The organism is Curvibacter sp. GW821-FHT01G03, assembly GCF_059422285.1.
Genome location: NZ_JBWKWP010000032.1, coordinates 19,384 through 46,047, shown reverse-complemented (window position 1 = coordinate 46,047; position 26,664 = coordinate 19,384). Strand labels below are relative to the sequence as shown.

The 26,664-nt window shown below is 63.0% G+C and carries 13 protein-coding genes and 1 pseudogene; 6 read left to right on the top strand and 8 right to left on the bottom strand.

What is annotated here, in order from left to right; all coding sequences use genetic code 11:
• The first annotated feature begins 109 nt into the window (after window positions 1-109).
• Together AC07VS_RS27925 and AC07VS_RS27920 are read left to right on the top strand one after the other, a co-directional pair.
• Window positions 110-1,891 (top strand): acyl-CoA dehydrogenase, encoded by a 1,782-nt coding sequence (locus tag AC07VS_RS27925; protein WP_494752597.1) that lies wholly within the window; start codon window positions 110-112, stop codon window positions 1,889-1,891.
• 20 nt (window positions 1,892-1,911) lie between these two features.
• A complete protein-coding gene (locus AC07VS_RS27920) occupies window positions 1,912-3,258 on the top strand; it encodes an acetyl-CoA hydrolase/transferase family protein (protein WP_494752596.1) in 1,347 nt (448 codons plus the stop codon).
• 26 nt (window positions 3,259-3,284) lie between these two features.
• Here AC07VS_RS27920 and AC07VS_RS27915 read toward each other — a convergent pair whose 3' ends face one another.
• The gene (locus AC07VS_RS27915) at window positions 3,285-4,202 is read right to left on the bottom strand and encodes a LysR family transcriptional regulator (protein ID WP_494752595.1); all 918 of its coding nucleotides are present in this window, start codon (window positions 4,200-4,202) and stop codon (window positions 3,285-3,287) included.
• A 112-nt stretch (window positions 4,203-4,314) separates the two neighbouring features.
• Between AC07VS_RS27915 and metE the strand changes: the two genes are divergently transcribed.
• The gene (gene metE, locus AC07VS_RS27910; protein WP_494752594.1) at window positions 4,315-6,621 is read left to right on the top strand and encodes a 5-methyltetrahydropteroyltriglutamate--homocysteine S-methyltransferase; all 2,307 of its coding nucleotides are present in this window, start codon (window positions 4,315-4,317) and stop codon (window positions 6,619-6,621) included.
• Between the two features lie 225 nt (window positions 6,622-6,846).
• On the opposite strand, the gene AC07VS_RS27905 is transcribed toward metE, so the two are convergent.
• Window positions 6,847-10,947, bottom strand: coding sequence for an NACHT domain-containing protein (locus AC07VS_RS27905; RefSeq protein WP_494752593.1), 4,101 nt, complete (start codon window positions 10,945-10,947; stop codon window positions 6,847-6,849).
• Between the two features lie 631 nt (window positions 10,948-11,578).
• On the opposite strand from AC07VS_RS27905, the gene AC07VS_RS27900 reads away from it, so the two are divergent.
• On the top strand, window positions 11,579-13,153 hold the full coding sequence (locus tag AC07VS_RS27900; protein WP_494752592.1) for an LA2681 family HEPN domain-containing protein: 1,575 nt from the start codon (window positions 11,579-11,581) through the stop codon (window positions 13,151-13,153).
• Window positions 13,154-13,548: 395 nt separating this feature from the next.
• Here the strand turns inward: AC07VS_RS27900 and AC07VS_RS27895 are convergent, their stop codons facing one another.
• The 5 genes and pseudogenes from AC07VS_RS27895 to AC07VS_RS27875 form a co-directional block, all read right to left on the bottom strand.
• Window positions 13,549-14,409 carry an isocitrate lyase/PEP mutase family protein gene (locus tag AC07VS_RS27895; protein WP_494752591.1) on the bottom strand — a complete coding sequence of 287 codons (861 nt, stop codon included), beginning with the start codon at window positions 14,407-14,409 and terminating at the stop codon, window positions 13,549-13,551.
• A 41-nt stretch (window positions 14,410-14,450) separates the two neighbouring features.
• Complete coding sequence (gene prpF / locus AC07VS_RS27890) at window positions 14,451-15,647, bottom strand: 2-methylaconitate cis-trans isomerase PrpF (protein WP_494752590.1); 1,197 nt, start codon at window positions 15,645-15,647, stop codon at window positions 14,451-14,453.
• Window positions 15,644-18,277, bottom strand: a complete 2,634-nt coding sequence (gene acnD / locus AC07VS_RS27885; protein ID WP_494752589.1) for a Fe/S-dependent 2-methylisocitrate dehydratase AcnD — start codon at window positions 18,275-18,277, stop codon at window positions 15,644-15,646. Before acnD ends, prpF begins: the two co-directional genes overlap by 4 nt.
• A gap of 37 nt (window positions 18,278-18,314) precedes the next feature.
• On the bottom strand, window positions 18,315-19,484 hold the full coding sequence (gene prpC / locus AC07VS_RS27880) for a bifunctional 2-methylcitrate synthase/citrate synthase (protein WP_494658509.1): 1,170 nt from the start codon (window positions 19,482-19,484) through the stop codon (window positions 18,315-18,317).
• Window positions 19,485-19,488: 4 nt separating this feature from the next.
• Window positions 19,489-19,878: pseudogene (locus AC07VS_RS27875) on the bottom strand (acyl-CoA thioesterase); the annotation flags it as partial.
• Between the two features lie 113 nt (window positions 19,879-19,991).
• On the opposite strand from AC07VS_RS27875, the gene AC07VS_RS27870 reads away from it, so the two are divergent.
• Window positions 19,992-21,428, top strand: a complete 1,437-nt coding sequence (locus AC07VS_RS27870) for a short-chain fatty acyl-CoA regulator family protein (protein ID WP_494752588.1) — start codon at window positions 19,992-19,994, stop codon at window positions 21,426-21,428.
• A gap of 235 nt (window positions 21,429-21,663) precedes the next feature.
• Window positions 21,664-23,862 (top strand): OsmC domain/YcaO domain-containing protein, encoded by a 2,199-nt coding sequence (locus AC07VS_RS27865; protein ID WP_494752587.1) that lies wholly within the window; start codon window positions 21,664-21,666, stop codon window positions 23,860-23,862.
• A gap of 43 nt (window positions 23,863-23,905) precedes the next feature.
• On the opposite strand, the gene AC07VS_RS27860 is transcribed toward AC07VS_RS27865, so the two are convergent.
• Entirely contained in the window at window positions 23,906-26,437 is a 2,532-nt protein-coding gene (locus tag AC07VS_RS27860) for a cation-translocating P-type ATPase (RefSeq protein WP_494752586.1), read from the bottom strand.
• Window positions 26,438-26,664 lie beyond the last annotated feature (227 nt).

Here is a 26,664-nt window from a genome sequence, read left to right as displayed (position 1 = left end):
CGGCTGTGCCTGAGTTGATCAGCCAGCTTTGAACGCCCCCCTGTGAGCCTTGACCTGAGGCCCCCGGCCTCAGGCGCCCCCGACACCCCAAGACACTCTGGAGAGAGACATGACATACCAAGCCCCCCTCAAGGACATGCTGTTCGTGATGGACTACCTGGCCGGCCTTGATGGCATCGCCGCCCTGCCCGGCTTTGAAGACCACGGCCGGGACACCGCCGAAGCCGTGCTGGAGGAATCTGCCAAGTTCTGTGAAGGCGTGGTCGCACCTCTGAACGCGCCCGGCGACAAGAACCCGTCGGCCTGGAAGGATGGCGAGGTCAGCACCACGCCGGGCTTCAAGCAGGCCTTCGAACAATTCGCGGCCGGCGGCTGGCAAGGGGTGGTGCATCCCGTCGAGCACGGTGGCCAAGGCTTGCCCAAGCTGATCGCCACGGGCTGCATGGAAATGCTGCATGCGGCCAACCTGTCGTTTGCGCTGTGCCCCATGCTGACCGATGGTGCCATCGAAGCCCTGCTGACGGCGGGCAGCGACGAGCTCAAACGCATCTACCTGGAGAAGATGATCTCGGGCCAGTGGACCGGCACCATGAACCTGACCGAACCCCAGGCCGGCTCGGATCTGGCCGCCGTGCGCACCCGGGCCGAGCGTCAGGACGATGGAAGCTACCGCGTGTTTGGCACCAAGATCTTCATCACCTACGGTGAGCACGACATGGCCGAGAACATCGTGCACCTGGTGCTGGCCCGGGTGCCGGGAGCGCCCGAAGGCGTGAAGGGCATCAGCCTGTTCGTGGTGCCCAAATACCTGGTGCAGGCGGACGGCAGCCTGGGCGCGCGCAACGACGCCCACTGCATCAGCATCGAACACAAGCTGGGCATCAAGGCCTCACCCACGGCCGTGCTGCAGTTTGGTGAGCATGGCGGCGCGGTGGGCCACCTGGTGGGCGAAGAAAACCGGGGCTTGGAGTACATGTTCATCATGATGAACGCGGCCCGCTTTGCCGTGGGCATGCAGGGCATCGCGGTGTCCGACCGGGCCTACCAGCAAGCGGTGGCCTTTGCTCGCCAACGCGTGCAAAGCCGTGACCTGGCAGGCTCTGCCGGGCCCGTGGCCATCATCGAGCACCCCGATGTGAAGCGCATGCTCTTGACCATGCGTGCGCTGACCGAGGGTGAACGCGCCCTGGCCTATGTGACGGCCGCCGCCAGCGACCAGGCCCACCACGCCCCCGATGCGCAGCGGCGTGCCCGGTACCAGGCGCTGTACGACTACCTGGTGCCGGTGGTCAAAGGCTTCAGCACCGAGTTGGCCATCGACGTGACCAGCCTGGGCGTACAGGTGCACGGCGGCATGGGTTTCATCGAAGAAACCGGCGCGGCGCAGCACTACCGCGACGCCCGCATCCTGAGCATCTACGAGGGCACCACCGCCATCCAGGCCAATGACCTGGTGGGGCGTAAGACTTTGCGCGATGGCGGCGCCATGGCGCAGCACCTGTGCGCCCTGGTGGCCAGCACCGAAGAAGACCTGGCCGTGCATGGCGAGCCCGAATGCGCGCTGATGCGCGCGGCCCTGACCCCGGCACGGCAGGCGCTGGAAGCTGTCGTGGCGCACGTGCTGGCCCATGGCAAGACCGACCCCAAGTCGGTGTACGCCGGCGCGGTGAGCTACCTCAAGCTGGCCGGCTACGTGTTGTGCGGCTGGCAGATGGCCCGTGCCTTGATGGTGGCCCTGGAAAAGCGCAACGAAGACCCCGCCTTCTACGGTGCCAAGGTGCACACCGCGGTGTTCTATGCCCAGTCACTGTTGCCCCTGGCCGATGCCCTGGCCAGCGCCATCGTGCAAGCCGGGGGCAACACCCAGGCCATGCCCGCCGATTTGTTCTGACCTGCCTCGGATCTGCCAACATGACACAAGACCTGCAGGCGCTCTACCGGCAAAAACGACTGAGCGCTGACGCCGCCGCGGCCCTGGTGCAATCGGGTGACACCGTGTTTCTGGGCGAATTTGCCCAGAGCGTGGAGGCCTTTGACGCGGCCCTGGCCCTGCGCGCCGGCGTGCTGCGTGACGTGAACCTGATCACCACCACCCGCGCCAAACCTCTGAAGTGCGTTGAAGCCGACCCCCAACGCGAGGCCTTCGTCTGGAACGACTGGCATTTCTCGGGCCTGGCACGCCAGGCCGCTGAAAAAGGCCTGGCCAGCTACATCCCCCTGTGCTACCACCAGGGCCCGCAGAACGTGATGCTGTACGAAGAGCCCGAGGTCGCGGTGGTGCAGGTCACGCCCATGGATGCCCATGGCTTCTTCAACCTCTCAACCAGTTGCTCGCTCACGCCCGCCTACCTGCGCAAGGCCGGCAAGGTGCTGGTGGAGGTGAACACCCGCGCACCGCGCTGTCTGGGCGGGCTCGATGAGGGCATCCACCTGAGCCAGGTGAATGGCGTGATCGAGGGCCCCAACAGCCCCCTTCTGCAACTGCCGGCCACCCAGGCCGGTGCGGCGGACACCACCATCGCCGGCTACGTCATGGGCTTGCTGGAAGACGGCGCCACGATTCAACTGGGCATCGGTGCCTTGCCCAACATCGTGGGCGCGCTGATCGCACAAAGCGACCTGAAAGACCTCGGGGTGCACACCGAGATGCTGGCCGACTCGTATGTGGACATGTACGAGGCCGGCCGCATCACCGGCCAACGCAAAGCGCTGGACCGCGGCAAGATGGTCTACACCTTTGCCATGGGTTCGCAAAAGCTCTACGACTTTCTGCACAACAACCCGGCCGCCGCCATCTACCCCGCGTCGTACACCAACGACCCCTGCGTGATCGGCCGCAACCCCAAGGTGGTGGCGATCAACAACGCCATCGAGATTGACCTGTTCACCCAGGTGTCCAGCGAGTCCACCGGCACCCGACAGATCTCGGGCACCGGTGGGCAGTTGGACTTCATCCTGGGCGCCTACAAATCGGAAGGCGGCAAGGGCCTGATCTGCCTCAACTCCACCTACCGGCAAAAAGATGGCACGCTGGCCTCGCGCATCGTGCCCACGCTGTCGCCAGGCTCCATCGTCACCTGCCCGCGCTCGCTGGTGCATTACGTGGTGACCGAGTTCGGCTGCGCCCAGTTGAAGGCCAAATCGACCTGGCAGCGGGCCGAAGCCCTGATCAACATCGCACACCCGGATTTTCGGGAGCAGTTGATCCAGGATGCCGCCCGCCTGGGGGTGTGGCGGCGTTCGCAGCGGGTGCTGTGACCTGAGGCAGCGGCCCGGGGGCCGTTTCAGGTCGCCGGGGCCTTCGCGGTGCCCCCCCGCACATCGCTGCTGCGTGCCAGCGCCACAAAGGCCTGCAGGTAGTCCACCTGCACATCGGCCTCGCGGGCGCCCAGGTAGATCTGCTTGGCAATGCCTTGCTCACCCAGGCGCACCGGCTGGATCGGCAAGCGGGCCGCGTACTCTTGCACCAGCCAGCGTGGCAACGCGGCCACGCCCCGCCCGCTGGCCACCATCTGCAGCATGATGTCGGTGTTCTCGATCGGCTTGTGGCGCCGGGGCAGCACGCCCGCAGGCACCAGAAACTGCTGGTAGATGTCGAGCCTTTCGGGCGATACGGGGTAGCTCAACAGCACTTCAGACGCCAGTTCAGCTGGCTCGACAAAGAGGTGGTCAGCCAGCCGATGGCCCCGGCCCACCACCAGCACCTGTTCATAGTCAAACACCGGCTCGAAATGCAGGCCCGGCTTGAACACCGGGTCGGGCGTGACCAGCAGGTCGATCTCGTAGCCAAACAGCGCACCGATGCCCCCGAACTGGAACTTCTGCTTCACGTCCACTTCGACATCGGGCCAGGCCGCCAGGTAGGGCGCCACGATCTTCAACAGCCATTGGTAGCAGGGGTGGCACTCCATGCCAATGCGCAGCGTGCCGCGCTCACCCTGGGCAAACTGCTTCATGCGGGCCTCGGCCAGATCCAACTGGGGCAGCACCCGGTTGGCCACTGCCAGCAAGTACTCGCCAGCCTGGGTCAGGCGCAGGCTGCGGCCTTCGCGCAACCAGATGTCGGTGCCCATCAACTGCTCCAGCTTTTTCATGGCGTGGCTCAGCGCGGGCTGCGTCAGGCACAGGGTCGAGGCTGCGGCCGTCATCGAACCCTGCCGATCCACGGCCTGGATGATGGCCAGGTGAATGCGTTCAATCATGCCGATCCATGAGCAAAATTTATCGAACTCTGAAATAAGATCATTTTACGTCATCGCATGTCGTCTCTAACCTTGCGTCATCTCCAACCTTGATGACATTGAAGAAGACAGCATGGTCCGCACACACAACCTCGGCTTTCCCCGCATCGGCGCCCAACGCGAACTCAAGTTCGGCCTGGAGGCGTACTGGAAGGGTCAATCCACACTGAACGATCTGAAGGCCTTGGGGGCCGCCCTCCGACAGCAGAACTGGGCCGATCAGGCCCCCCTGGACCTGGCCCCCGTGGGCGACTTTTCGTTCTATGACCAGGTGCTGGACCTGAGCTTCACCCTGGGCAATCTGCCCGAGCGGGTGCGCGGCTTTCAGGGCGACGCGCTGGACAACTGCTTCCGCGTGGCCCGCGGCCGCTCGGCACAGACGGCCGAGGCCCATGCGGGCTGCGGTAGTGGCTGTGGTGGCGGTGTCGCGGCCGGCGAAATGACCAAGTGGTTCGACACCAACTACCACTACATCGTGCCCGAGTTCACGGCGGCCACCGCGTTCAAGCTCGATGGCAGCCGCCTGCTGGCGCAACTGGCCGAGGCCCAGGCCCAGGGCGTGAAGGCCAAGCCCGTGCTGATCGGCCCGATCACCTACCTGGCCATCGGCAAGAGCAAGGACGGCTCGGATCGACTGAGCCTGCTGGAGCGCCTGCTGCCGGTGTATGCCGAGCTGCTCGACGCCCTGGCCGCCCAGGGCGTGGAATGGGTGCAGATCGACGAACCCATTCTGGCGACCGAGCTGGATGCCGATTGGCAACATGCCTTCAACACCGCCTACCACCACCTCAAGGCGGCCAAGGTCAAGCTGCTGCTGGCCACCTACTTCGGCCAGTTGCAAGAAAACGCCTACCTCGCAGCCAACCTGCCGGTGGCCGGCCTGCATGTGGACGCCATCAACGACCGCGAAGGCGTCCAACCCTTGATCAACCTGCTGCCCGCGCACAAGGTGCTGTCGCTGGGCGTGATCAATGGCCGCAACATCTGGAAAACCGACCTCCATACCACCCTGGACTGGCTGGAGCCCCTGGCTCAGCAACTGGGTCAGCGCCTGTGGATCGCACCCTCATGCTCGCTGCTGCACGTGCCGGTGGATTTGGCCAGTGAACAAAAGCTGGATGCCGAGATCCTGTCCTGGCTGGCCTTTGCGCGCCAGAAGCTGGTCGAGCTGCAGGTGCTGGCCCAGGCCTTGAACGAGGGCCGCGAGGCGGTGCGCGAGGCCCTGGACGCCAACCAGGCCGCCCTGGCGGCCCGCCGCGCCTCGCCACGCGTCAACAACCCCACCGTCAAACTGGCCGTGGCCCGCATCACCCAAGACCTGGGTCGCCGTGAAAGCACCTATGCCAACCGCGCCCCCAAACAGGCTGCGCTGCTGAAGCTGCCCAAGTTTCCGACCACCACCATTGGCTCGTTCCCGCAGACGGCCGAGATCCGCCAGGCACGCAGCGAATTCAAGGCTGGACGGCTGGACCTGCCGGCCTACCAAGCCGCCATGCGCCAGGAGATTGAGCGTGCGGTACGCGAGCAGGAGGCCCTGGGCTTGGACGTGCTGGTGCACGGCGAGGCCGAGCGAAACGACATGGTCGAATACTTTGGCGAGCAACTTGACGGCTATGCCTTCAGCCAGTTCGGCTGGGTGCAATCCTATGGCTCGCGCTGCGTGAAGCCCCCGATCCTGTTCGGCGACATCAGCCGCCCGCACCCCATGACGGTGGAGTGGACCACCCATGCCCAGTCGCTGACCCCCAAACCCATGAAGGGCATGCTGACCGGCCCGGTGACGATCCTGAACTGGTCTTTTGTGCGCGACGACCAACCGCGCTCGCAGTCGTGCCGGCAACTGGCCCTGGCCATCCGCAGCGAAGTGCTGGACCTGGAAAAGGCCGGCGTGCGCGTGATCCAGATCGACGAGGCCGCCCTGCGCGAAGGCCTGCCGCTGCGCCGGGCCCAATGGCAGAGCTACCTCGACTGGGCGGTGGAGAGCTTTCGCATCAGCGCCAACGGAGTGCGCGACGAAACCCAGATCCACACCCACATGTGCTATTCGGAGTTCAACGACATCATTGCCTCCATCGCCGACATGGATGCTGACGTGATCACCATCGAGACCTCGCGCTCAGACATGGAACTGCTCGATGCCTTTGATCACTTCAGCTACCCCAACGAGATCGGCCCCGGCGTGTACGACATCCACTCGCCCAACATCCCGAGCGAGCAGCACATGATCGATCTGATGAAGAAGGCCGCCGAACGCGTGCCCTCAGAGCGCCTGTGGGTCAACCCCGACTGCGGCCTGAAGACCCGCCAATGGCCCGAGGTGATCCCGGCGCTGACGCACATGGTGGCGGCGGCCCAGGCACTGCGGGCAGAGCTGACCTGATTGGGCTGTGTGGGACCCCCGGGGGGGGAGGGGCGAAGGCTGCGCACTGAGGGGGGATCCGAATATGCGCAACGAACCTCAACGACAGTTGTGCAGCGGTTGTCGTCGGTGACCACCGATTGGTGTAATCACGCTTTGTAGCACCAAACAGTCATTAGACCCTGATACCTGAACTCAAAGGCTGCGCATTCGATCGCCACCGTGAAGCGATCCACCTCCTATCGGTCAGCAGCACCTCATGAATGCCGCAAGCTGACCAGCGCTTGGCTTCAGATGCCAGCGATGCTTTTCGACCTTCCAGTTATCAGCACCTTCGTGTCGATACACACCAAGATGATGAAGCCTGCCTCCAAACGCATCTCCACCAGAGTCCGGGCCGTAGAGCTCTTTCTCGCCGTAGAGCACCCACACCGCTCGCAATCCCTCGCGCTGCACGAGCCCAAGGAAAGCATCCCTGTCAACTAAGGCTACCGACGGACCATCCAGCGTCACCGCCGGATCAAAGAACGTCGTTCGCTTTCCGTCTGTCCATGTAAGGTCGGCCCCGTTTGAAAGTCGTAGTCCCAGACCTGCGCTGAGCCAAGCCCCTGGCATCCGAAAGTTGCAGGTCCCATCGGTGGAGTAGTCGTATCCCTTTGAGTGGGAATACCGCATGGTCGGCACCAGGAGCCGCGGGAGCCTTTGCTGCCAATCGCTGGCTGCGTGCCACTCGTCTAGAACCTTGACGGAGGGATGCCAGCCGAACTCCCCAAGGAATGCTTCCGAGTACCCTTCACCATCAGGAAGGTCTGGATGATGCTCGGCCTTGCTATTGGTGAGTGCGGCCACTAGCTTCTCTTCGTCGGTCGGACTGACGATCAAGCAATGTAGGTGGACCCACGATTTGCGCGTCACCTCCTGCTGATGTTGACGCTTCCCCATGCGGCTCCAGGATCCCGCACCGTGCAGCGACAGCCAACGTCGCCCATCAATGTCGATGAGATCAATGAGCTTTTCGTCATTGATGACATCAACTTCAGAGGTAAGCCACTGCACGGCCTCCTGTGGTGTACGACAAAGCAATTTCGCTTGCTTGGGCGACCACCATGTAGGGGACCACGCTTTCCAGCCATCGTCCTTGGTAGTCCTACGCAACATCGACGGGTCAATGTCTCTGGCACTCACCTGCCATGGCCCCTGGTACGGTTCAGACTTACCTTCCGACCAACCTGTGAGAAGCTGTGCATTGTCTGACAGGCGCCCAACGAGTTCGTGCAAAGCAAGCCACTGGTACTTCTTTCCCAGCCGTTCGATTCGATGGTCCATACGATCTCGTGTGGGTCGAAATGCTCGCTCGGCGCCTTCGAATTCTTTGGCAGACCAACCAAGGTCGTGTGCGCGTTTAGCTACCCACTTGGCCGCCCACAACCTGTCGAAGTGGGCGCGCCCATCGACATAGTCAGCTTCAGGCACAAGTAGGTCGCCTGAGGAAGTGCAGACTCTGAAGTTCTCAGCAACCAGCACTCCTACCTCGGTCTTGAAACGCTCGAGTACCAACTTGGCTGCGTCTTCCAACTTGCTCCGACGCTCCCAGTTGCTCCGGCCTGCGACGACTACCTCGCGCCTGGCGTTGAGAAGCGCCTCAAACGCCTCTCGCGCCGCCCCTTCAGCCCAAGAGTCGAAATGCTTGCGCCAGAGGGCCGCCAACTGGTAGTTTGAAATGGCACGCGGGGCCTCTCTAGGTGAGCAACCAAACCTCTGAGTTCTGCTTGGAATGGTGTAGTGCTCAAAGTCATCGTGCAGACACGAACTTACGACGCCATCGCTGATATCGCTGCCCACAGGCCACACGAAACCGGCGAGAGCCTCCTCCGGGACGAGGTCAACAGTCCAACGGCTTTGGTACGGTGGTCGAGCGACCGCCGCCTGGCTGTCGGTAATAGCACCCATGCGCACGGCAACTTCGACGATGCCTCTCGCATAGTCCCGCGTGAGCACGTGAGTTGTTGCGTCAGGTCCGAAGAAACGCTTCAATACAAAATCGACGATTGGTGCGTACTCAGCCGCAGGCCAACTCGCCTGCAATGCCGCCCCATAGACTGCCGCATATAGTCGCTCATGAAGGTAGCCATCGTCGACAGCCTGGAACTTCTCGAGCAACCTCAGCGAAGCCGTCGAATTCCCGGCTAGTACGCAAGCGAGGGCCTTCGTCGCCTTGTCTCGAACCTCCCGATGGCTCGCCGTCAGCAGCCAGGTCAAAGTAGTACCGAGAAGTTCGACACGCACAGGGTCACCGATTCTCCGACCGCTGGCCAAGGCCCAGTCGACAACCGTCTGAATGGCCCCCCCTTCCTCGAATCCAAGGCGATTGACGGTCACTGTCCAATCGACATCGCGCTCAACCATCGTCAAGCCCGCCAGCCGCTGATGGAGCCAATCGGCGTTGAAGGCATTGCCAATCTGCGGACCGAATTCGATGTAAAAGCCCGCCAACCCGTCTGTGTCGATAGCATCTTCAATCCAGTGAAGCGTTCTGTGGGTGACGCTCCGCGCGGAGCGCCAGTGCACCGTGTCAAGAAAGTTCTCGCGCCCGCCCCATATGCCTGGAGCGTACCGTGCCGGTACGATGTCTCCCAACTCAACGCCGTGCTCTTCGGCAATCTGGATTGCCAGCGCCTGGATGACGCTCCCTAGCCCCCAGTCCGGGCTTCTTAGGGTGTCCCCCAACGGCGTGCCTGGGGTAAAAGCGTCAGCGAGCCCGTAGTGCTCGAAGTGCTTACGAAGGATTGCTCGGGCGATTTCGTGGTCGCTCATACGCTCGAACGTGAAGCGAACATAGTCCAGACTAGGGTCGGCGCCGACACCGGGCTCGACAGCAAGTAATCCCTCGGCCTCTAGCGCCGCTAGAAGGTTCTTGTCCGCGACGCCTCCACTAGCAAAGGTGTCTTCGGCCAGCTTGTATGCGTCCTCATAGAGAAGGAATCTGTCAGCGGAAGCCGCTACAAGCTCCGCGAATCTGGCGACGAACCGTTCGACAACCCGCATTCGAGGTATCGTCCCGAGTCTGCGCCCCACTGAGCTTGCCACCTCCCCCTTGTAAAAGGAGAACATCGCAGTGATGCCTTCAAGACCTCGAGGTAGCTCATGCCCTCCTGCTGCGATTACGGCATCACAGCAGGTACGTAGGAACAGGGGATTGGCCGACTCCGGGCCCGGTCGCACCCCCAGCCACCCAGTAACTCCGCGCATCTTGAGGTAACGCCGAGCCAGTTCGCCAGTGGAGTCTTCGAAGCCCCTTACAACTCCGCGAGCCCATTTCGACGCGAGAGTGCTCGCAGCGCTAGTCGTCACTATCCGATCAACGAAGGTGTCCCGGCAGGTAAGCACGACAGACACATAGGGATAGCGCTGCGCCTCGATGAGGAACTCAGCCAGTTGCTCAGGCCACCAGTGACGAGCTGGTCCTTCGTTGATTGCATCAATCGCCAGAAGCGCTCGTGTTTCCGCAGCCTGCCCTGCCGCGTCCAGCGCACCCAAAAGCTCGTCGACACTCAGCGGCGCCCCGCGACCGAGCCTTTCAGCGACGCTCAACCAGCCTGTCGAATTTGCGCCCAGTACGCTGCTCGGTACAAGCACTGCGGGTCGCTTGCCCTCCAAGATGGACTGAACTGCGTCCCCAAGGAGATGCGACTTTCCAGCGCCTCCTGGCCCGGTCAAGAAGAGCGCCGTCCTGTTCGCTGCATCCCACCTTTCACTTGCTACCTCCAGGGAGATGTCATCCAGCAGGTCAATGAGCTTGTATGTGTAGTGAGACAGCCAGCGCCAGTGGTCGTCGGTCGGCTTGCTGGCTACATCCCAAGACCAACGTAGGAGGTCGCTCACGGACTGGCGCGCCACTTTCGCAGCATCTCGCCACGCCTCTACGTCATAGAAGCCTTCGATGGCGATGTCGCGAGGGTTCAACACGCCAAATAAATCAACGACCGGAGCCAGAAAGTCAATCGCAGGAGGGGTTGCTGCCGGGAATGCTCTGACTGCCCCCGCAAGCGAACCGCGCACGCTCGCTACAACGTCGAGCGCCTGCTCTGACAATGCTTCTAAGTGGGCAAAAAAGTCGGGGCTCCGCACAAGCGCTTCGATGAGTTGACGAGCTGGTGTATCAACATTGAACTGAGGAAGGTAGCGCTCCCCGAGGATTGCCTTGCTCTCCTGCCAGCGCAGGGTGAACCAACTTTCGGTGAAGACCTCGTGGTCGAGCCAGTACCTCAACCTTCCGGCGTAGCGACCGTCGCTGGACGTAAGCTTCATGTGGATAGCGCTCGCATCCCAAAGCTCGATCTCGAGCACCCGTGATCGCCTCCGCGCCTCAGCCTGCGCCTCATCCCTCCATACTCGCCATCTGCCAAGTTCCGTTTTGGTTGGGCCTAGCCCGGGGTCACGCAAGTTGAACGGCAGGCAGACGATGTACTTAACGAGCCTTGGATGGTTGTCGAGTGCTTGGGTAAGCGAGGCTGTCAGCTTGCTGGCGAGGCCGGAAGTGAACTGACTATAGAACTTCGCCTGTAGGCAATGCTGGTCGCCGGTATCAAACTCGACGTACGCCTCAACGCCCCCGTCGGCACTGCCGCCCTTTCGATGGAAGGATGCGCTCGTTGGCCTGGGCTCAAGAGAAAGGAGCTGAGTGCACAGTTCCTCAAAGCCGTGGTACTGAGCTCCCCCATGGGGCCTAATCTTCTGCAGGTTGAATGCGGGCAGTGGTCGCGACACGAGGGTATTCCCATACTGGAGTACCTCACATTCTCGGCTGAAACGTTCGGGTATCGTTGGAGACTAATGATCGACCAAAAGATGAGCCGCCCATACTCTTACACCAAAGGCTCTTTCACGATGTGCCGACTGGACAACTTCGCGCAGGCCAATCATCTGCTGCGCCGCATTCGAGTAATGGTCAACGGGACGTTCATGTGAGAGGGACACTATGAATTCACTCGAGGAAATCCTTGCGCTCGAGAACCTGTCTTCCCTGGACTCCGAAGCGGCACTCGACGTGGTTGCGCAGCTCGTGGACTTCGCAAGTGACGACGGCAGCCTGTTTGGTGTCGCCACGGCCCTGCGATGGTGTGACGAGTTGGAACTACGGATGGATTCCCTGCAACGAACGCGGCTGGACTACTTCCGCGCAAACGCATGGGCGTTCCGTCAAATGGCTTCACAGCAGACTGTAGAGGCGGCGTGGCAATGGGACCAGCCGGCTGCGACGAAGCTGGTGTACCACCTGCGACGCGCCCTTCGAGCGGAGCGTCGCGACGGGCTGGTGGACTTCCACCGGTGCCAGGTTCTGACCAATCTTGGTAATCAACTCGATACGCTTGGGCGTCCGGTCGCTGGCCAGCGCGTGTACACCAAGGCGTTGCATGAGCTTTCAAGCTTCTGGATGGCTCGTGGCAACCGCGCTCGGGCTGTACTGGGTTACGCGGACGCACTTTACGACCACGGGCACAAGGCGCTGATTGCGGCCTTTGCCCACAGGGAGATGAAGATGGCTCTGGCCCACATGGAGAAGCATCCGAGCTTTGGTGACGTGTCGGTATTGAACAAGCACCTCGAGAGACAGATGGACCTAGTCGGACAGAGCATCACTGTCGCCTCTGCTCTTGAGAACTTGGAGGAGAAGTTCGACCTCGGACGCGATGATGCGGAGCGCGCGTATAGGGAGTGGTGTTTGAACGAAACCCTCTTTTTGAACCCACTTAATGATCTGGGGCCCTACTCGATTGCCGCGCAAGACGTTCTTCTATTGCCTGACCTCAGGGTTGCCGTTGGAGAGCCGCCGGTCTTGATCGGCTTCTACAACCAACTCAAGCAGGAGTTCGCCACCGCGCGTTGGCTTCTCTACGAAGGGCTCGTTGAAGGTGAGTCGCACTTTTCGGACAGCCAAGTGCTCTTGACCAACACCCTCGATTACACCGCATTCGGTCTAGCGGTAGAGAAGCTCAAGACGGCGTTCAGGCTTGCCTACTCGCTGCTGGATAAGGTCGCCTACTTCCTAAATCACTACCTGGTACTTGGCATCAAGGAAAATCAGGTCAATTTCAAGAAGATTTGGCTGGAAGGCAACGACAAGAATCCGCGAGTTCGACAGTCCTTGGAGGCCTCGCGCAACTGGTCGCTGCGTGGGCTCTATTGGCTCAGCAAGGATTTGTTCGAAAACAGCTTGTCTGAGGTTGCGGAGCCGGAAGCCGAGGAGCTCGCGCAGATGCGGCATCACCTGGAGCATAAATACATAAAGGTGCACTGGCTGAAAGTACCGGAGTGGTCCGCCGCATCAACCGCGATTGACCCTTTCAAGGACACGCTCGCATACTCAATTTCAAGAGTGCAGTTAGAACAGCGGAGTCTGCATGTGCTTCAGCTGGCGCGTGAGGCCCTCATCTATCTGAGTCTGGGAGTGCACGCGGAGGAGCTGCGGCGGGAGTGCAAGTCGCCCTCAGCCGGTCCAACTGCGGCTATGGAGCTACTGCCCCTTGAGGACGAGCACAAGCGGCCGATGTAAAGGAGACGCCGAGCTGTACCCGCGGGCAAATTAGACAGCCTGCTATGGGCGGCTTGAACCGAGCCGACGGAGAATGGGCGTAGCAGCACGACTGAGCGCGGAATAACTGATCGCCACCTAGGTCGTTGGCTCGCCATGTGCGAAACAGTTTCGCAGTTTGGCCGCTTTCGACATCAGCTGACTATCACCCCTTGGATGCAACAGACAGCTGTCAGCCTAAAGCTGCCCCCCCCGCTCCCAAAGGCCAGCAGACCGCCCCCGGCCGATATTTCCCATTCGTCCGGACCATGAGCGAGAAAAGGGGTGCCCATCACAGGACACGCCCCTTTGGCTTTGTCATACGCCTGTTCAGGCGCAACGCCGCATGGTGCTCCTGGCTTGGACCCGCCCGACACTCAGGTGTACTGCTTCTCCAGGGCGTCCCAGCCGGGCTTGCCCACCAGACGTTGGCGCTCGGCAAACGGCGTGACCAAGCCGCTGGACTCCTGCACCTCCTTCTCGTCGCGCAGCACCGTCAAGGCCTTTTGCATGCCGGCCACCGCGCCTTGCAGGGCCGCGTTGGCATACAGCACGATGCCGTAGCCCAGTTCACCCAATTGCTCGGCATTGAAGATGGGGGTGCGGCCACCGATCACCATGTTCATGAGCTGGGGCTTGGCCAGGCGCTGGGGCAAGGCGCGCACCTCTTCGGCCTGGGTCACTGCCTCGACAAACAAAATGTCGGCACCGGCCTCGGCAAATTTCTGGGCGCGCTCCACCGCGGCCTCAAAGCCGTGGGTGGCGGCGGCGTCGGTGCGGGCCATGATGAGCAGGTTGGGGTCACGCCTAGCGTCGACGGCGGCCTTGATTTTGCTCACCGCTTCTTCGGTGGAGATGACCTCCTTGCCTGAAAAGTGCCCGCAGCGCTTGGGCGCCACCTGGTCTTCGAGCTGGATGCAGTCGGCGCCGGCGCGCTCCAGGGTTCGTACCGTGTGGTAGACATTGAGGGCGTTGCCAAAGCCGGTGTCGGCATCGACCAGCAGGGGCACACTCACCGCATCGCGGATGCGCGCGGTATGGTCGGCGATCTCAGCCAGACCCATGAAGCCCTGGTCGGGCATGCCGAACCACATGTTGGTGACCCCGGCGCCGGTGACATAGATGGCCTGAAAGCCCAGGTCTTCGATGACCTTGGCCGACAGCGCATTGAAGGCGCCGGGCACGATCAGGCCACGGCGGGCTTCGACGAGTTGTTTGAGTTGTTGACGTGGGGACATGAACTGGAATCCGGTGAGGTTTGGAATCAAGGGGCGCGCGTTCAGAAGGCATCGCCGGGCACACGCACCCAGCCTTCCATCAGCACGCGGGCGCTGCGGCTCATCAAGGCCTTGGTGACCAGCCACTGGCCGTCGCGCAGCTCGGCCTGGGCCCCCACGCGCAGGGTGCCCGAGGGGTGGCCAAAGCGCACCGCCTCGCGCGGACCGCCGCCCGCGGCCAGGTTGACCAGGGTGCCTGGCACGGCCGCCGCCGTGCCGATGGCCACTGCCGCCGTGCCCATCATGGCGTGGTGCAGCTTGCCCATCGACAGGGCGCGCACCAGCAGATCGATCTCGCCGGCCTGCACCGGTTTGCCGCTGCTGGCGGTGTAGCTGGCCGGCGGGGCCACAAAGGCAATCTTGGGCGTGTGCTGGCGTTTGGCAGCCTCACCCAGGTCGCGGATCAGGCCCATGCGCAGGGCGCCGTGGGCACGGATCGTCTCGAAGCGGGCCAGCGCGGCGGCGTCGCCGTTGATGGCCACTTGCAGCTCGGTGCCGGTGTACCCCAGCTCGGCGGCGTTGAGGAAGATGGTGGGGATGCCGGCGTTGATGAAGGTGGCCTGAAAGCGGCCCACGCCGGGCACATCCAGCGTGTCCACCCACTGGCCGGTGGGGAACATGGCACTGCCACCGTCGTCACCCTGGCCTTCGTCGGCCGGGTCGAGGAACTCAATCGCCACCTCGGCGGCCGGAAAGGTCACGCCGTCCAGTTCAAAGTCGCCCGTCTCCTGCACCTGGCCATGGGTGATGGGCACATGGGCCACGATGGTCTTGCGGATGTTGGCCTGCCAGATGCGCACGGTGCACACCCCGTTGTCGGGGATGCGGTCGGCCGGGATGAAGCCGTTGGCGATGGCAAACGGCCCCACGGCGGCCGACAGGTTGCCGCAGTTGCCCGACCAGTCGACAAAGTCGCTGTCGATGGCCACCTGGCCGAACAGGTAGTCCACATCGTGCCCGGGTTGGGTTGGGGGCGAGATGATCACCGTTTTAGAGGTGGACGAGGTGGCGCCGCCCATGCCGTCGATCTGCTTGGCGAAGGGGTCAGGGCTGCCGATCACGCGCTGCAGCAGGCGGTCACGGGGCGTGCCCGGTACCTGGGCCGCCGCAGGCAGGTCTTGCAGGCGAAAGAACACGCCCTTGCTGGTGCCACCACGCAGGTAGGTGGCGGCGATCTTGATCTGGGGTGCATGGCTCATGCCGCGGCTCCTTGTAGTTGGGCCAGAAAGTCTTGGGCAAAACGTTGCAGCACGCCGCCGGCCTGGTAGACCGAGACCTCTTCGGCCGTGTCGAGGCGCGAGCGCACCGGCACCTGAAGCAGGCTGCCATCACGGCGCGTCACCACCAGGGTCAGGGGCGCGCGCGGCGCCAACTCACCGGCCACCGCGTAGGTTTCTCGGCCATCCAGGCCCAGCGTCAGGCGGGTGGTGCCGGGCAGGAACTCCAGTGGCAGCACGCCCATGCCGATCAGGTTGGTGCGGTGGATGCGCTCGAAGCCCTCGGCCACCACGGTCTCGACCCCGGCCAGGCGCACGCCCTTGGCAGCCCAGTCGCGGCTGGAGCCCTGGCCGTAGTCGGCACCCGCAATGATGATCAGGGGCTGGCGTCGGTTCAGGTAGGTCTCGATCGCCTCCCACATGCGCACCACCTGCCCCTCGGGCTCGATGCGGGCCAGCGATCCCTTTTGCACCTGGCCGTTGACCACGGCCATCTCGTTGACCAGTTGCGGGTTGGCAAAGGTGGCCCGCAGGGCGGTCAGGTGGTCGCCCCGGTGGGTGGCATAAGAGTTGAAGTCTTCCTCAGGCAGGCCCATGCGGGCCAGGTACTCGCCGGCCGCGCTGTCGGGCAAGATGGCGTTGGAGGGCGAGAGGTGGTCGGTGGTGATGTTGTCGGGCAGCAAGGCCAGCACGCGCATGCCCTTGAGGGTGCGCGGGTGGGCCGCCAGCGCGCCTACGCCCTCGGTGTCCCAGTAGGGTGGACGGCGGATGTAGGTGGACTGCGGGCGCCAGTCGTACTGCGGGCGCACGGCTTCGCCGTCGTCGCGGCGCAGGGCGAACATGGGCTCGTACACCGCGCGAAACTGCTCGGGTTTGACGGCCTGGGCCACGATGGCATCGATCTCTTCATCGCTGGGCCACAGGTCCTTGAGGCGGATGTCACGGCCCTGCACCACGGCCAGCACATCGTTCTCAATGTCGAAGCGGATGGTGCCGGCAATGGCATAGGCGACCACCAGCGGCGGCGAGGCCAGAAAGGCCTGCTTGGCATAGGGGTGGATGCGGCCATCAAAGTTGCGGTTGCCCGACAGCACGGCGGTGGCGTACAGGTCGCGATCGATGATTTCTTGCTGGATCTTCGGGGCTAGGGCCCCGCTCATGCCGTTGCAGGTGGTGCAGGCAAAGGCCACGATGCCAAAGCCCAGGGCCTCCAGATCGGCCAGCAGGCCGGCTTCTTTGAGGTACATCTCGACGGCCTTGGAGCCCGGGGCCAGCGAGGACTTGACCCAGGGCTTGCGCGCCAGGCCCAGGCGGCGTGCGTTGCGGGCCAGCAAGGCGGCGGCGATCACGTTGCGCGGGTTGCTGGTGTTGGTGCAACTGGTGATGGCAGCAATGATGACGGCGCCATCGGGCAGCAGGCCCTGTGCTTCTTCGGCGCGGGCGGCGGCCAGTTTGTCGGGGCCGGCAATGCCACGCTCTACCAGCGCCGTGGTGGGCAGGCGCCGATGCGGGTTGCTGGGGCCCGCCATGTTGCGCACCACACGGGCCAGGTCAAAGCTCAGCACCCGCTCGTACTCGGCCGTGGCCAGATCGGTGTGCCAGAAGCCGGCCGTCTTGGCATAGGTCTCCACCAGCTGAAGCTGCTCGGGGCTGCGGTCGGTCAGGCGCAAATAGTCCAGCGTCTGCTGATCGATGTAGAACAGCGCTGCCGTGGCACCGTACTCGGGGCACATGTTCGAGATGGTGGCGCGGTCACCGATGGACAGGCTGTCGGCGCCTTCGCCAAAGAACTCGACATAGGCGCCCACCACCTTCTGCGCGCGCAGGAACTCGGTCAGGGCCAGCGCCATGTCGGTGGCGGTGATACCGGGCTGGCGGCGCCCCGTCAAGCGCACACCCACGATGTCGGGCAGGCGCATCCATGAGGCGCGGCCCAGCATCACGTTCTCGGCCTCCAGCCCGCCCACGCCCACGGCGATCACGCCCAACGCGTCCACATGGGGGGTGTGGCTGTCGGTGCCGACGCAGGTGTCGGGGAAGGCCACACCGTCTTGCACGTACACCACCGGCGACATTTTCTCGAGGTTGATCTGGTGCATGATGCCGTTGCCCGCCGGGATCACATCCACGTTGGCAAAGGCCTTCTTGGTCCACTCGATGAAGTGAAAGCGGTCTTCGTTGCGCCGGTCTTCGATGGCCCGGTTCTTGGCAAATGCCTTGGGGTCAAAGCCGCCGCACTCCACGGCCAGCGAATGGTCGACGATCAATTGCACCGGCACCACCGGGTTCACGGCGGCCGGGTCGCCCCCCTCGTTGGCGATGGCATCGCGCAGGCCGGCCAGGTCCACCAAGGCGGTCTGGCCCAGGATGTCGTGGCATACCACGCGCACCGGAAACCACGGAAAGTCGATCTCGCGCTGGCGCTCGATCAATTGGCGCAGGTAGCGGTCGAGCTGGGTCGGGTCAGCCCGGCGAACCAGGTTTTCGGCATGCACCCGAGCCGTGTAAGGCAGGCGCGCCCACGCGCCAGGCTGCAGGGCATCGACCGCGGCGCGGGCGTCGAAGTAGCTCAGGCCCAGGCCTGGCAAAGGGGATCTGAAACAGGAATTCATGGCAGGTTGCTGAAGAGGAATTGTGGCGCGGATGGGCTCAGGTGCGCTGATCCAGGGGCACGAACGCCTGATCTTCGGGGCCGACATACTGGGCACTGGGGCGGATGATCTTGCCGTCGATGCGCTGCTCGATCACATGGGCCGACCAGCCCGAGGTGCGGGCGATCACGAACAGGGGCGTGAACATGTCGGTGGGCACGCCCATCATGTGGTAACTGACAGCGCTGAACCAGTCGAGGTTGGGGAACATCTTCTTGGCCTCCCACATGACCGATTCCAGGCGCTCGGCGATGTCGAACATCTTGGTGTTGCGCTGCTCCAGCGACAGCTCGTGGGCCACCTTCTTGATCACCCCGTTGCGCGGGTCACCGACGGTGTAGACCGGGTGACCGAAGCCGATCACCACCTCCTTGCGTTCGACGCGGTCACGGATGTCGGCTTCGGCCTCATCGGGGTTGTCGTAGCGTTTCTGGATTTCGAAGGCCACCTCGTTGGCGCCACCGTGCTTGGGCCCGCGCAGGGCGCCGATGCCACCGCAGATGGCCGAATACAGGTCAGAGCCGGTACCAGCCACCACGCGCGAGGTGAAGGTGGAGGCATTGAACTCGTGCTCGGCATACAGGATGAGCGAGGTGTGCATGGCGCGCACCCAGCTGTCGCGCGGCTTCGCGCCATGCAGCAGGTGCAGGAAATGGCCGCCAATCGAGTCGTCATCGGTCTCCACCTCGATGCGCTTGCCGTTATAGGCAAAGTGGTACCAGTACAGCAGCATCGAACCCAGCGAGGCCATCAGCTTGTCGGCAATGTCACGCGCGCCGGGGTGGTTGTGGTCTTCCTTCTCGGGCTTGACGCAGCCCAGCACCGAGACGCCGGTGCGCATCACATCCATCGGGTGGGTGGACGGGGGCAGTTGCTCGAGCGCGGTCTTGACCGCCGCCGGCAAGCCGCGCAAGGACTTGAGCTTGCCTTTGTAGGCGGCCAACTCGGCCTGGTTGGGCAGCTTGCCGTGCACCAGCAGGTGGGCCACTTCTTCGAACTCGCAGGTGGTGGCGACGTCCAGGATGTCATAGCCCCGGTAGTGCAGATCGTTGCCGCTGCGCCCCACGGTACACAGGGCGGTGTTGCCGGCAGCGGTGCCCGAGAGGGCGACCGATTTCTTCGGCTTGAAGGTGGCTGGCGCCGGGGCTTGCACGGTCTCGGTACTCATGCGGGGTCTCCTGTTGGTTATCAAAACGATCCATCGCTGCGGGGCGGCCTGAGGCATCGACCGCCACCATCTCAAACACGCCCCTGAGGGCCTCGTCCAGCGGCACACCGGGCGCATCGGCCAGGCCGGTGACGCAGACCGTCATCGAGCTGCGCCCAACGCGACTGACCCAGGCCCGCAAAAGCAACTGATGGCCGACCGGCACGGGGTGGTGGAAATCCACAGCGCTGACACCGGCCATCACGACCTCACGCTGCGCCAGGCTGCGCGCGGCCAGAAAGGCCGCTTTGGCCAGCAGTTGGAGGCCCTGGCCTGCAAACAGGGTGCCGTGGTGATTGGCCAGGGCGGGCAACACCAGTTCTCTGAGCTCGACGGTTCCAGGGGGGCTTGTCATGCTTCGCAATTTACGCAAAATGCACCCGTTCAAACAGGCCTGAAAAGGCGAATATTTGCGAATGAATTTCGCAAATCAGCAAATTTTGCGAATTTTCAGGAAAGCCACTGCGGATGAAAAAGACCTTCATGGGCGTGAAACTGCGCCGACTGCGCGCAGAGCGCGGGCTGTCGCAGATCGGCCTGGCCCAGGCCCTGGGCCTGTCGCCGAGCTACCTCAATCAGTTGGAGCAGAACCAGCGCCCCTTCACGGTCTCGGTGCTGCTCAAGCTGAACCGGGCGCTGGGTGTCGACATCCAGGAGTTCTCTGAGGATGAAGAAGCCCGCCTGATGGCGGGGGTGCAAGAAGCCCTGGCCGAAGCCCCGGAGCCCATCTCGCTGCCAGAGTTCCAGGAGCTGGCCTCCCAGATGCCCGCGGTGGCGCGAGCGGTGATCGACATGCGGCGGCGCCAGCACGAACTGCAGGGCCGGTTGGAAGCCCTGTCGCTGCAACTGGGCGACAACCGAAGCCTGGATGAACCTGTCGTCCACCAACCTTTCGAGTTGGTGCGGGATTTCTTCTTCAACCACCAGAACCACTTCGACGGTCTGGACCGCGCAGCCGAGCGCCTGGCAGCAGAGGCCGACAGTGGGGATGACCCAATCGCGCGGCTCGCCTGGCTGACGCAGCGCCTGGCCGGGCACGGCATCCTGGTGCGGCACGATCCGGGGCCGCAAGGCAGCAAGCGCCGCTTCGATGCCAGGCACTCGACACTGACATTGGCTGGCCGCCTGGATCCCGCCCAGAAAGCCTTCCAGATGGCCACCCAGCTGGCGCTGACTGAGTTCCCCGCCGAGCTTGATGCCCTGACCCAGGTGACCCCATTCACCCGCCATGAGCCAGCGCGCCAACTGGCCCGCCTGGGCCTGGCCAACTACTTCGCAGGCGCACTGCTGCTGCCCTATGGACGTTTTTTGCAGGCGGCCGAGACGTTGCATTACGACATCGAGCTGCTGGGCCGGCTCTTCGGCGTCGGCCTGGAGACGGTCTGCCACCGACTGAGCACTTTGCAGCGCCTGGGCGCACCGGGCGTGCCCTTCTCCTTTGTTCGGGTGGACCGGGCTGGCAACATCTCCAAGCGCCAGTCAGCCACCCACTTTCATTTCAGCCGCATCGGTGGCACCTGCCCGCTGTGGAATGTGTACGAGGCTTTCTCGCGCCCGGGTCAGATCCTGGCACAGCTGTCCAGCATGCCCGACGGTCGCCGCTACCTGTGGGTGGCACACGCGGTCACCCACGGCGAGGCCGGATATGGCTCACCGCGGCGCACCTTCTCGGTCGGACTGGGCTGCGATTTGCGCCACGCGCATCGCCTGGTCTATGCGCGCGGCCTGGATCTGCAAGACCCGGCGGCCGCCACGCCCATCGGCATGGGTTGCAAGGTCTGCGAACGACATAACTGCCCGCAGCGCGCCTTTCCCTTTGTGGGCCGCGCCCTGGCGGTGGACGAGCACGAGAGCCCGTTCGCGCCCTATGGCTCACTGGGCGGGGATGCAGCAGGGGGCGTTTGACCAGGCCCGCTGCCTGCAGCATTTCACACCGGCCTTTGAACCGGTGCCCTCGTCATACCCAAAGGCCTATTTTCAAGCTCCAACCTGCGTTCCATGTCTGCATGGACAATCGGGTGATCAGATGCCAACGATCTCACCCCCGATTGCTGCGCGACGCCTGCAACCATGACAGCAGTTTTCGCATTTGAGATGCGGCCTGCGAAACCTGCAAATATTATTTTTGGACATTTTCCCCATGGAAATCAAAGTCAACTTTCTGGATAAGCTTCGTCTTGAAGCCAAATTTGATGACTTCACGGTGATCGCCGATCAGCCCATTCGCTACAAGGGCGATGGGTCGGCCCCAGGGCCTTTTGATTATTTTCTAGCATCCTCCGCCCTGTGTGCCGCGTATTTTGTCAAGCTGTATTGCAACACCAGAAACATACCGACCGAAAACATCCGGTTGTCACAAAATAATATTGTCGATCCAGAAAACAGGTATCAGCAAATATTCAAGATTCAGGTGGAGTTGCCACCGGACATCACGGCCAAGGATCGCCTGGGTATTTTGCGCTCCATTGAGCGCTGCACGGTCAAAAAAGTGGTTCAGACCGGCCCCGAGTTTGTAATCGAAGAAGTAGAAAATCTGGATGCCGATGCGCAATCGTTGCTGACGGTTAATTCAACCTCTGATATTGCCACCTACATCCCCGGAAAAGACCTGCCTCTGGAGCAAACCATCGCCAACATGTCTGGCTTGCTGGCCAACTTGGGCATCAAAATAGAAATTGCCTCTTGGCGCAACATCATTCCGAATGTCTGGTCGCTGCATATTCGCGATGCGCACTCACCCATGTGCTTCACGAACGGCAAGGGGTCCACCAAGGAAAGCGCCCTGGCATCAGCGCTGGGCGAATACATTGAACGGCTCAGCTGCAATCATTTTTATGCGGGCTCATTCTGGGGGTCAGACATTGCCGAAGCCAGCTTTGTTCATTATCCGAATGAACGTTGGTTCAAGCCCGGTAAAAAAGACAAATTACCACCTGAAATCCTGGATGAGCATTGCCTGGCCATCTACAACCCGAGCGGCGAGTTGCGTGCCTCGCATTTGGTCGACACTAACTCTGGCAACGCCGCGCGTGGCATCTGCTCACTGCCCTATGTGCGCCAGTCGGATGGCAAGGTGGTGTACTTTCCGTCCAATCTGATTGAAAACCTCTATGCCAGCAACGGGATGAGTGCCGGCAACACGCTGGCCGAAGCGCAGGTGCAATGCTTGTCAGAGATTTTCGAGCGCGCGGTGAAGCGTGAAATCATCGAGGGCGAGATGGCCCTGCCCGATGTGCCGGCGCAGGTCCTGGAGAAATACCCAGGCATTCTGGCGGGCATTCGAGCCCTGGAGGAACAAGGGTTTCCGATTCTGGTGAAGGATGCCTCTCTCGGGGGGCGTTACCCCGTGATGTGCGTCACCTTGATGAACCCTCGCACGGGGGGCGTTTTTGCCTCATTTGGTTCACACCCTAGCCTGCAGGTGGCACTGGAGCGCAGCCTGACAGAGTTGCTGCAAGGTCGCAGCATTGAAGGGCTCAATGACTTGCCTCAACCCACCTTCATCAGCAATGCGGTGACTGAACCCAATAATTTTGTGGAGCACTTCATTGATTCCAGCGGCGTGGTGTCTTGGCGGTTTTTCAGCGCGCAATCTGACTTTGAATTTGTCGAATGGGATTTTTCTAGCAAGGGTGAAAATTCCAATGCGCAGGAAGCGGCCACTTTATTCGGCATCCTCGACAAAATGGGCAAGCAAACCTATGTGGCGGTGCATGATGAATTGGGCGCCACAGCGTGTCGAATTCTGGTGCCGGGTTATTCGGAGGTCTATCCCGTGGAAGACCTGGTCTGGGACAACACCAACAAGGCCTTGCTGTTCCGCAACGACCTGCTGAATCTGCATCAATTGACCGACGATCAACTGGAGGCCCTGCTGGATCGCCTGGAAAACGAAGAGCTGGACGAATATGGCGACATTGCCACCCTGATCGGGATTGATTTCGACGAAAACACCGTGTGGGGGCAACTCACCGTTCTCGAGTTGAAATTGCTGATCCAGTTGGCCTTGCAAAGGTTGGAGGAAGCCCACGAAGGGGTGAAGTCTTTCCTGCAGTACAACGACAACACGGTTGACCGGGGCTTGTTCTACCAAGCGTTGAATGCGGTGCTCGATGTGGTCCTGGACGAAGACCTGGAACTCGACGACTACATGGTCAACTTCCGTCGCATGTTCGGCGACCCGCGCATGGACGCCGTGACGGGCTCGGTCGACGGCACGGTTCGCTTCTTTGGCTTGACGCCGACCAGCCTGCAGCTCGATGGCCTGGACCGCCACAAGCGCCTGCTCGACAGCTACAAAAAGCTGCACGCCGCACGGGCGCGTGTGGCGCAACCCTGATGGCTTGACGCAGGCCCACAGGCCACCCGGCCGCCAAGTGCTGTCAACCCGGCCTTTTGCCCAGCAGCCGCTGACTGCCCACAAAGACCAGCATCAGGCTGAACCCGGCCGCCAGCGTCGTCAGCCAGGGCCCGGGCGCCAGCGCCACAAAGTGGAACGGGGCCGCCAACCAGGGCACGGTGGTGATGGCACACAGCGCCAGCAGCGTGCCGCCCAGCACCCACAGGCTGACCGGTGTGAGGCCCTTGAACAAACTCAGCCCGTTCACGCGGCCCTGGCGGCTGGGCAGGATCAACACGGCATTGGCCACCACCAGCAACACAAAGGCCACCGTGCTGGCCAGGCCCGCCGGGTGGCCCTGGCTGAGCAGCCATGCATAGGCGCCCACCACCGCCCCACTGACCGCCCCCCCTTGCAACAAACTCAGCAACACGTGGCGCGGGCTGAGCAGCGGTTCGTCGGTGCGCCGCGGCGGCCGGTCCATGAGACCGGTGGCCCCAGGCTCGGCCTCGAACACGATGGAGCAGGCCGGGTCGATCACCAACTCCAGGAAAGCAATGTGCAGGGGCGCCAGCACCAGCGGCAGGCCGAACAAAGCTGGCAGCAGGGCCAAAGCGATGATCGGGACATGCACGGCCAGGGTGTAGACCATGGCCTGGCGCAGGTTTGCAAAGGTGAGCCGGCCACGCGCAATGGCCTGCACGATCGCTGAGAAGTCGTCGTTCAGCAGCACCAGAGAGGCCGCCTCGCGGGCCACATCGGTGCCACGCTGCCCCATGGCGATGCCGATGTGCGCCGCCTTGAGCGCGGGTGCGTCGTTGACGCCGTCGCCGGTCATGGCCACCACTTCGCCCTGGGCCTTGAGCGCCTCGACCAAGGCCAGCTTTTGCTGGGGCCTGATGCGTGCAAACACACTGACCTGGCCCAGGCGGCCCGCGAGGTCAGTGGGGGACAGGCTGGCCAGTTCGTCGCCAGTGATGACCTGATCGTGCGCCATGCCCGCCTGGGCCGCCACGGCCCGGGCAGTGCGTGGGTGGTCTCCCGTGATCATGACCACCCGGATACCGGCCTGACGGCACTGCGCGATGGCGGCCGGCACCTCAGGTCGCAACGGGTCGGCCAGCCCGACCAGGCCCAGCCAGACAAACTCGAAATCGTGCTGGCCGGCCGGCCAGTCCTGGGCACTGCGGTGCCGGGCCTTGGCCACCCCCAGCACCCGCAGGCCCTGGTCGGCCAGTTGCGCCGCTTGCGCGCTGACCGCAGAACGCTCAGCCTCAGGCAGGTGGCACAAATCGGCCACGGCTTCCGGCGCGCCTTTGGAGGCCACCCAGTCAACCGGGCCGTTCTGATCACGCCACAGGTGCGACATGGCGAGCAAACCAGGCGACAGCTCGTACTCGCGCACCAGGCGCCATTCGGGGTGCAGGTGCTCGGTGCCCACCAGATGGGCCCCTGCAAAGCGGTGAAAGGCCTGCTCCATGGGATCGTGCGGGTCGATCTCGCTGGCCAGCACCGCGTACTCCAACAGCTCGTGAAAGGCCTCGGGCAGCGCGTCAGGGCCCTCTGCCATCGGGTCCAGGGTGTTCAGTGTCTGGGTGCCGGCACACAAGGCTGCCACGGCCATGCGGTTCTGCGTCAGCGTGCCGGTCTTGTCCACACACAGCACGGTGGTCTGGCCAAGCGTCTCGATGGCATTCAGGCGCCGGGTCAGCACCTGCTGGGCGGCCATGCGCCGGGCGGCAAGTGCCAGAAACACGATCATGATCACCGGGAGCTCTTGCGGCAGCAGCCCCATGGCCAGGGTGATGCCTGACAACACGGCCTGCAGCCAATCGCCCCGCAACACGCCCAGCAGGCCCACCAGCAAGGCGCACAACGCGAGGCCGATGAACACCAGCTGACGCGTCAGCCTGGCCATCTCTTCGCGCAGCGGCGAGGCCTGCAAGGCAATGGTGTCCAGCGATTGACCGATGCGGCCCAGCTCGGTTCGCTGGCCAGTCGAGGTGACCTGAAGCAGCCCTTGCCCGCTGACCACCAGGGTGCCGGCGTACACGGCTTGGCCAGGTTGTTTGGCCACCGATTCCGATTCGCCGGTGAGCATGGATTCGTCGGTGGCCAGCTCATGGGCCTGCAGCAGGGTGCCATCGGCCGGTATGCGGTCGCCTTCGGCAATCATGAGCAGGTCTTCGCGCACCACCTCGCGGCCCGCCACCCGCTGCGCCACACCGCCACGGACCACCAGGGCCCGCGGGCTGGACAGGTCGCGCAATGCGTTCAAGGCCTGGTCGGTGCGGCGCTCCTGCAGCACCGTGATCGTCATGATGACGACCACGAAACCCAACAGGATCATCGCCTCATGGGCATCGCCCATGGCCAGGTAAATGACGCCCGCGCCCAGCAGCAACAGGAACATGGGCTCACGCACCACATCCCAGGCCATGTCGCGCAGCGTGCGCCGCTGGCTGACACCGAGTTCGTTGGGGCCCTCGTCACGCAGACGCTGGGCCGCTGCGGCAGGCTCCAGGCCGGTGGGTGGCGTTGTCGCTTGGGAAGGCTCGGTCGGGGATGCGGACATGTCTGAAACTGTGGGGCAGGTGAGCGCCCCGAAGAATGACCTTGCGCAATTTATACGCCTGATCCGTGACACCGCCATCCGTGCAGCCTCGGCGCGGCGCTTATGCGGCCTTGTTGCGAGCGCCTTTTGCCTTTTGCCTCTTGGGCGGGGGATCCCCCTCCTCTGCACGGCCAAGCACCGGGTCAGGCCCTCGGCTCACCGCAAAACCCCATGAACGATTGGGATAT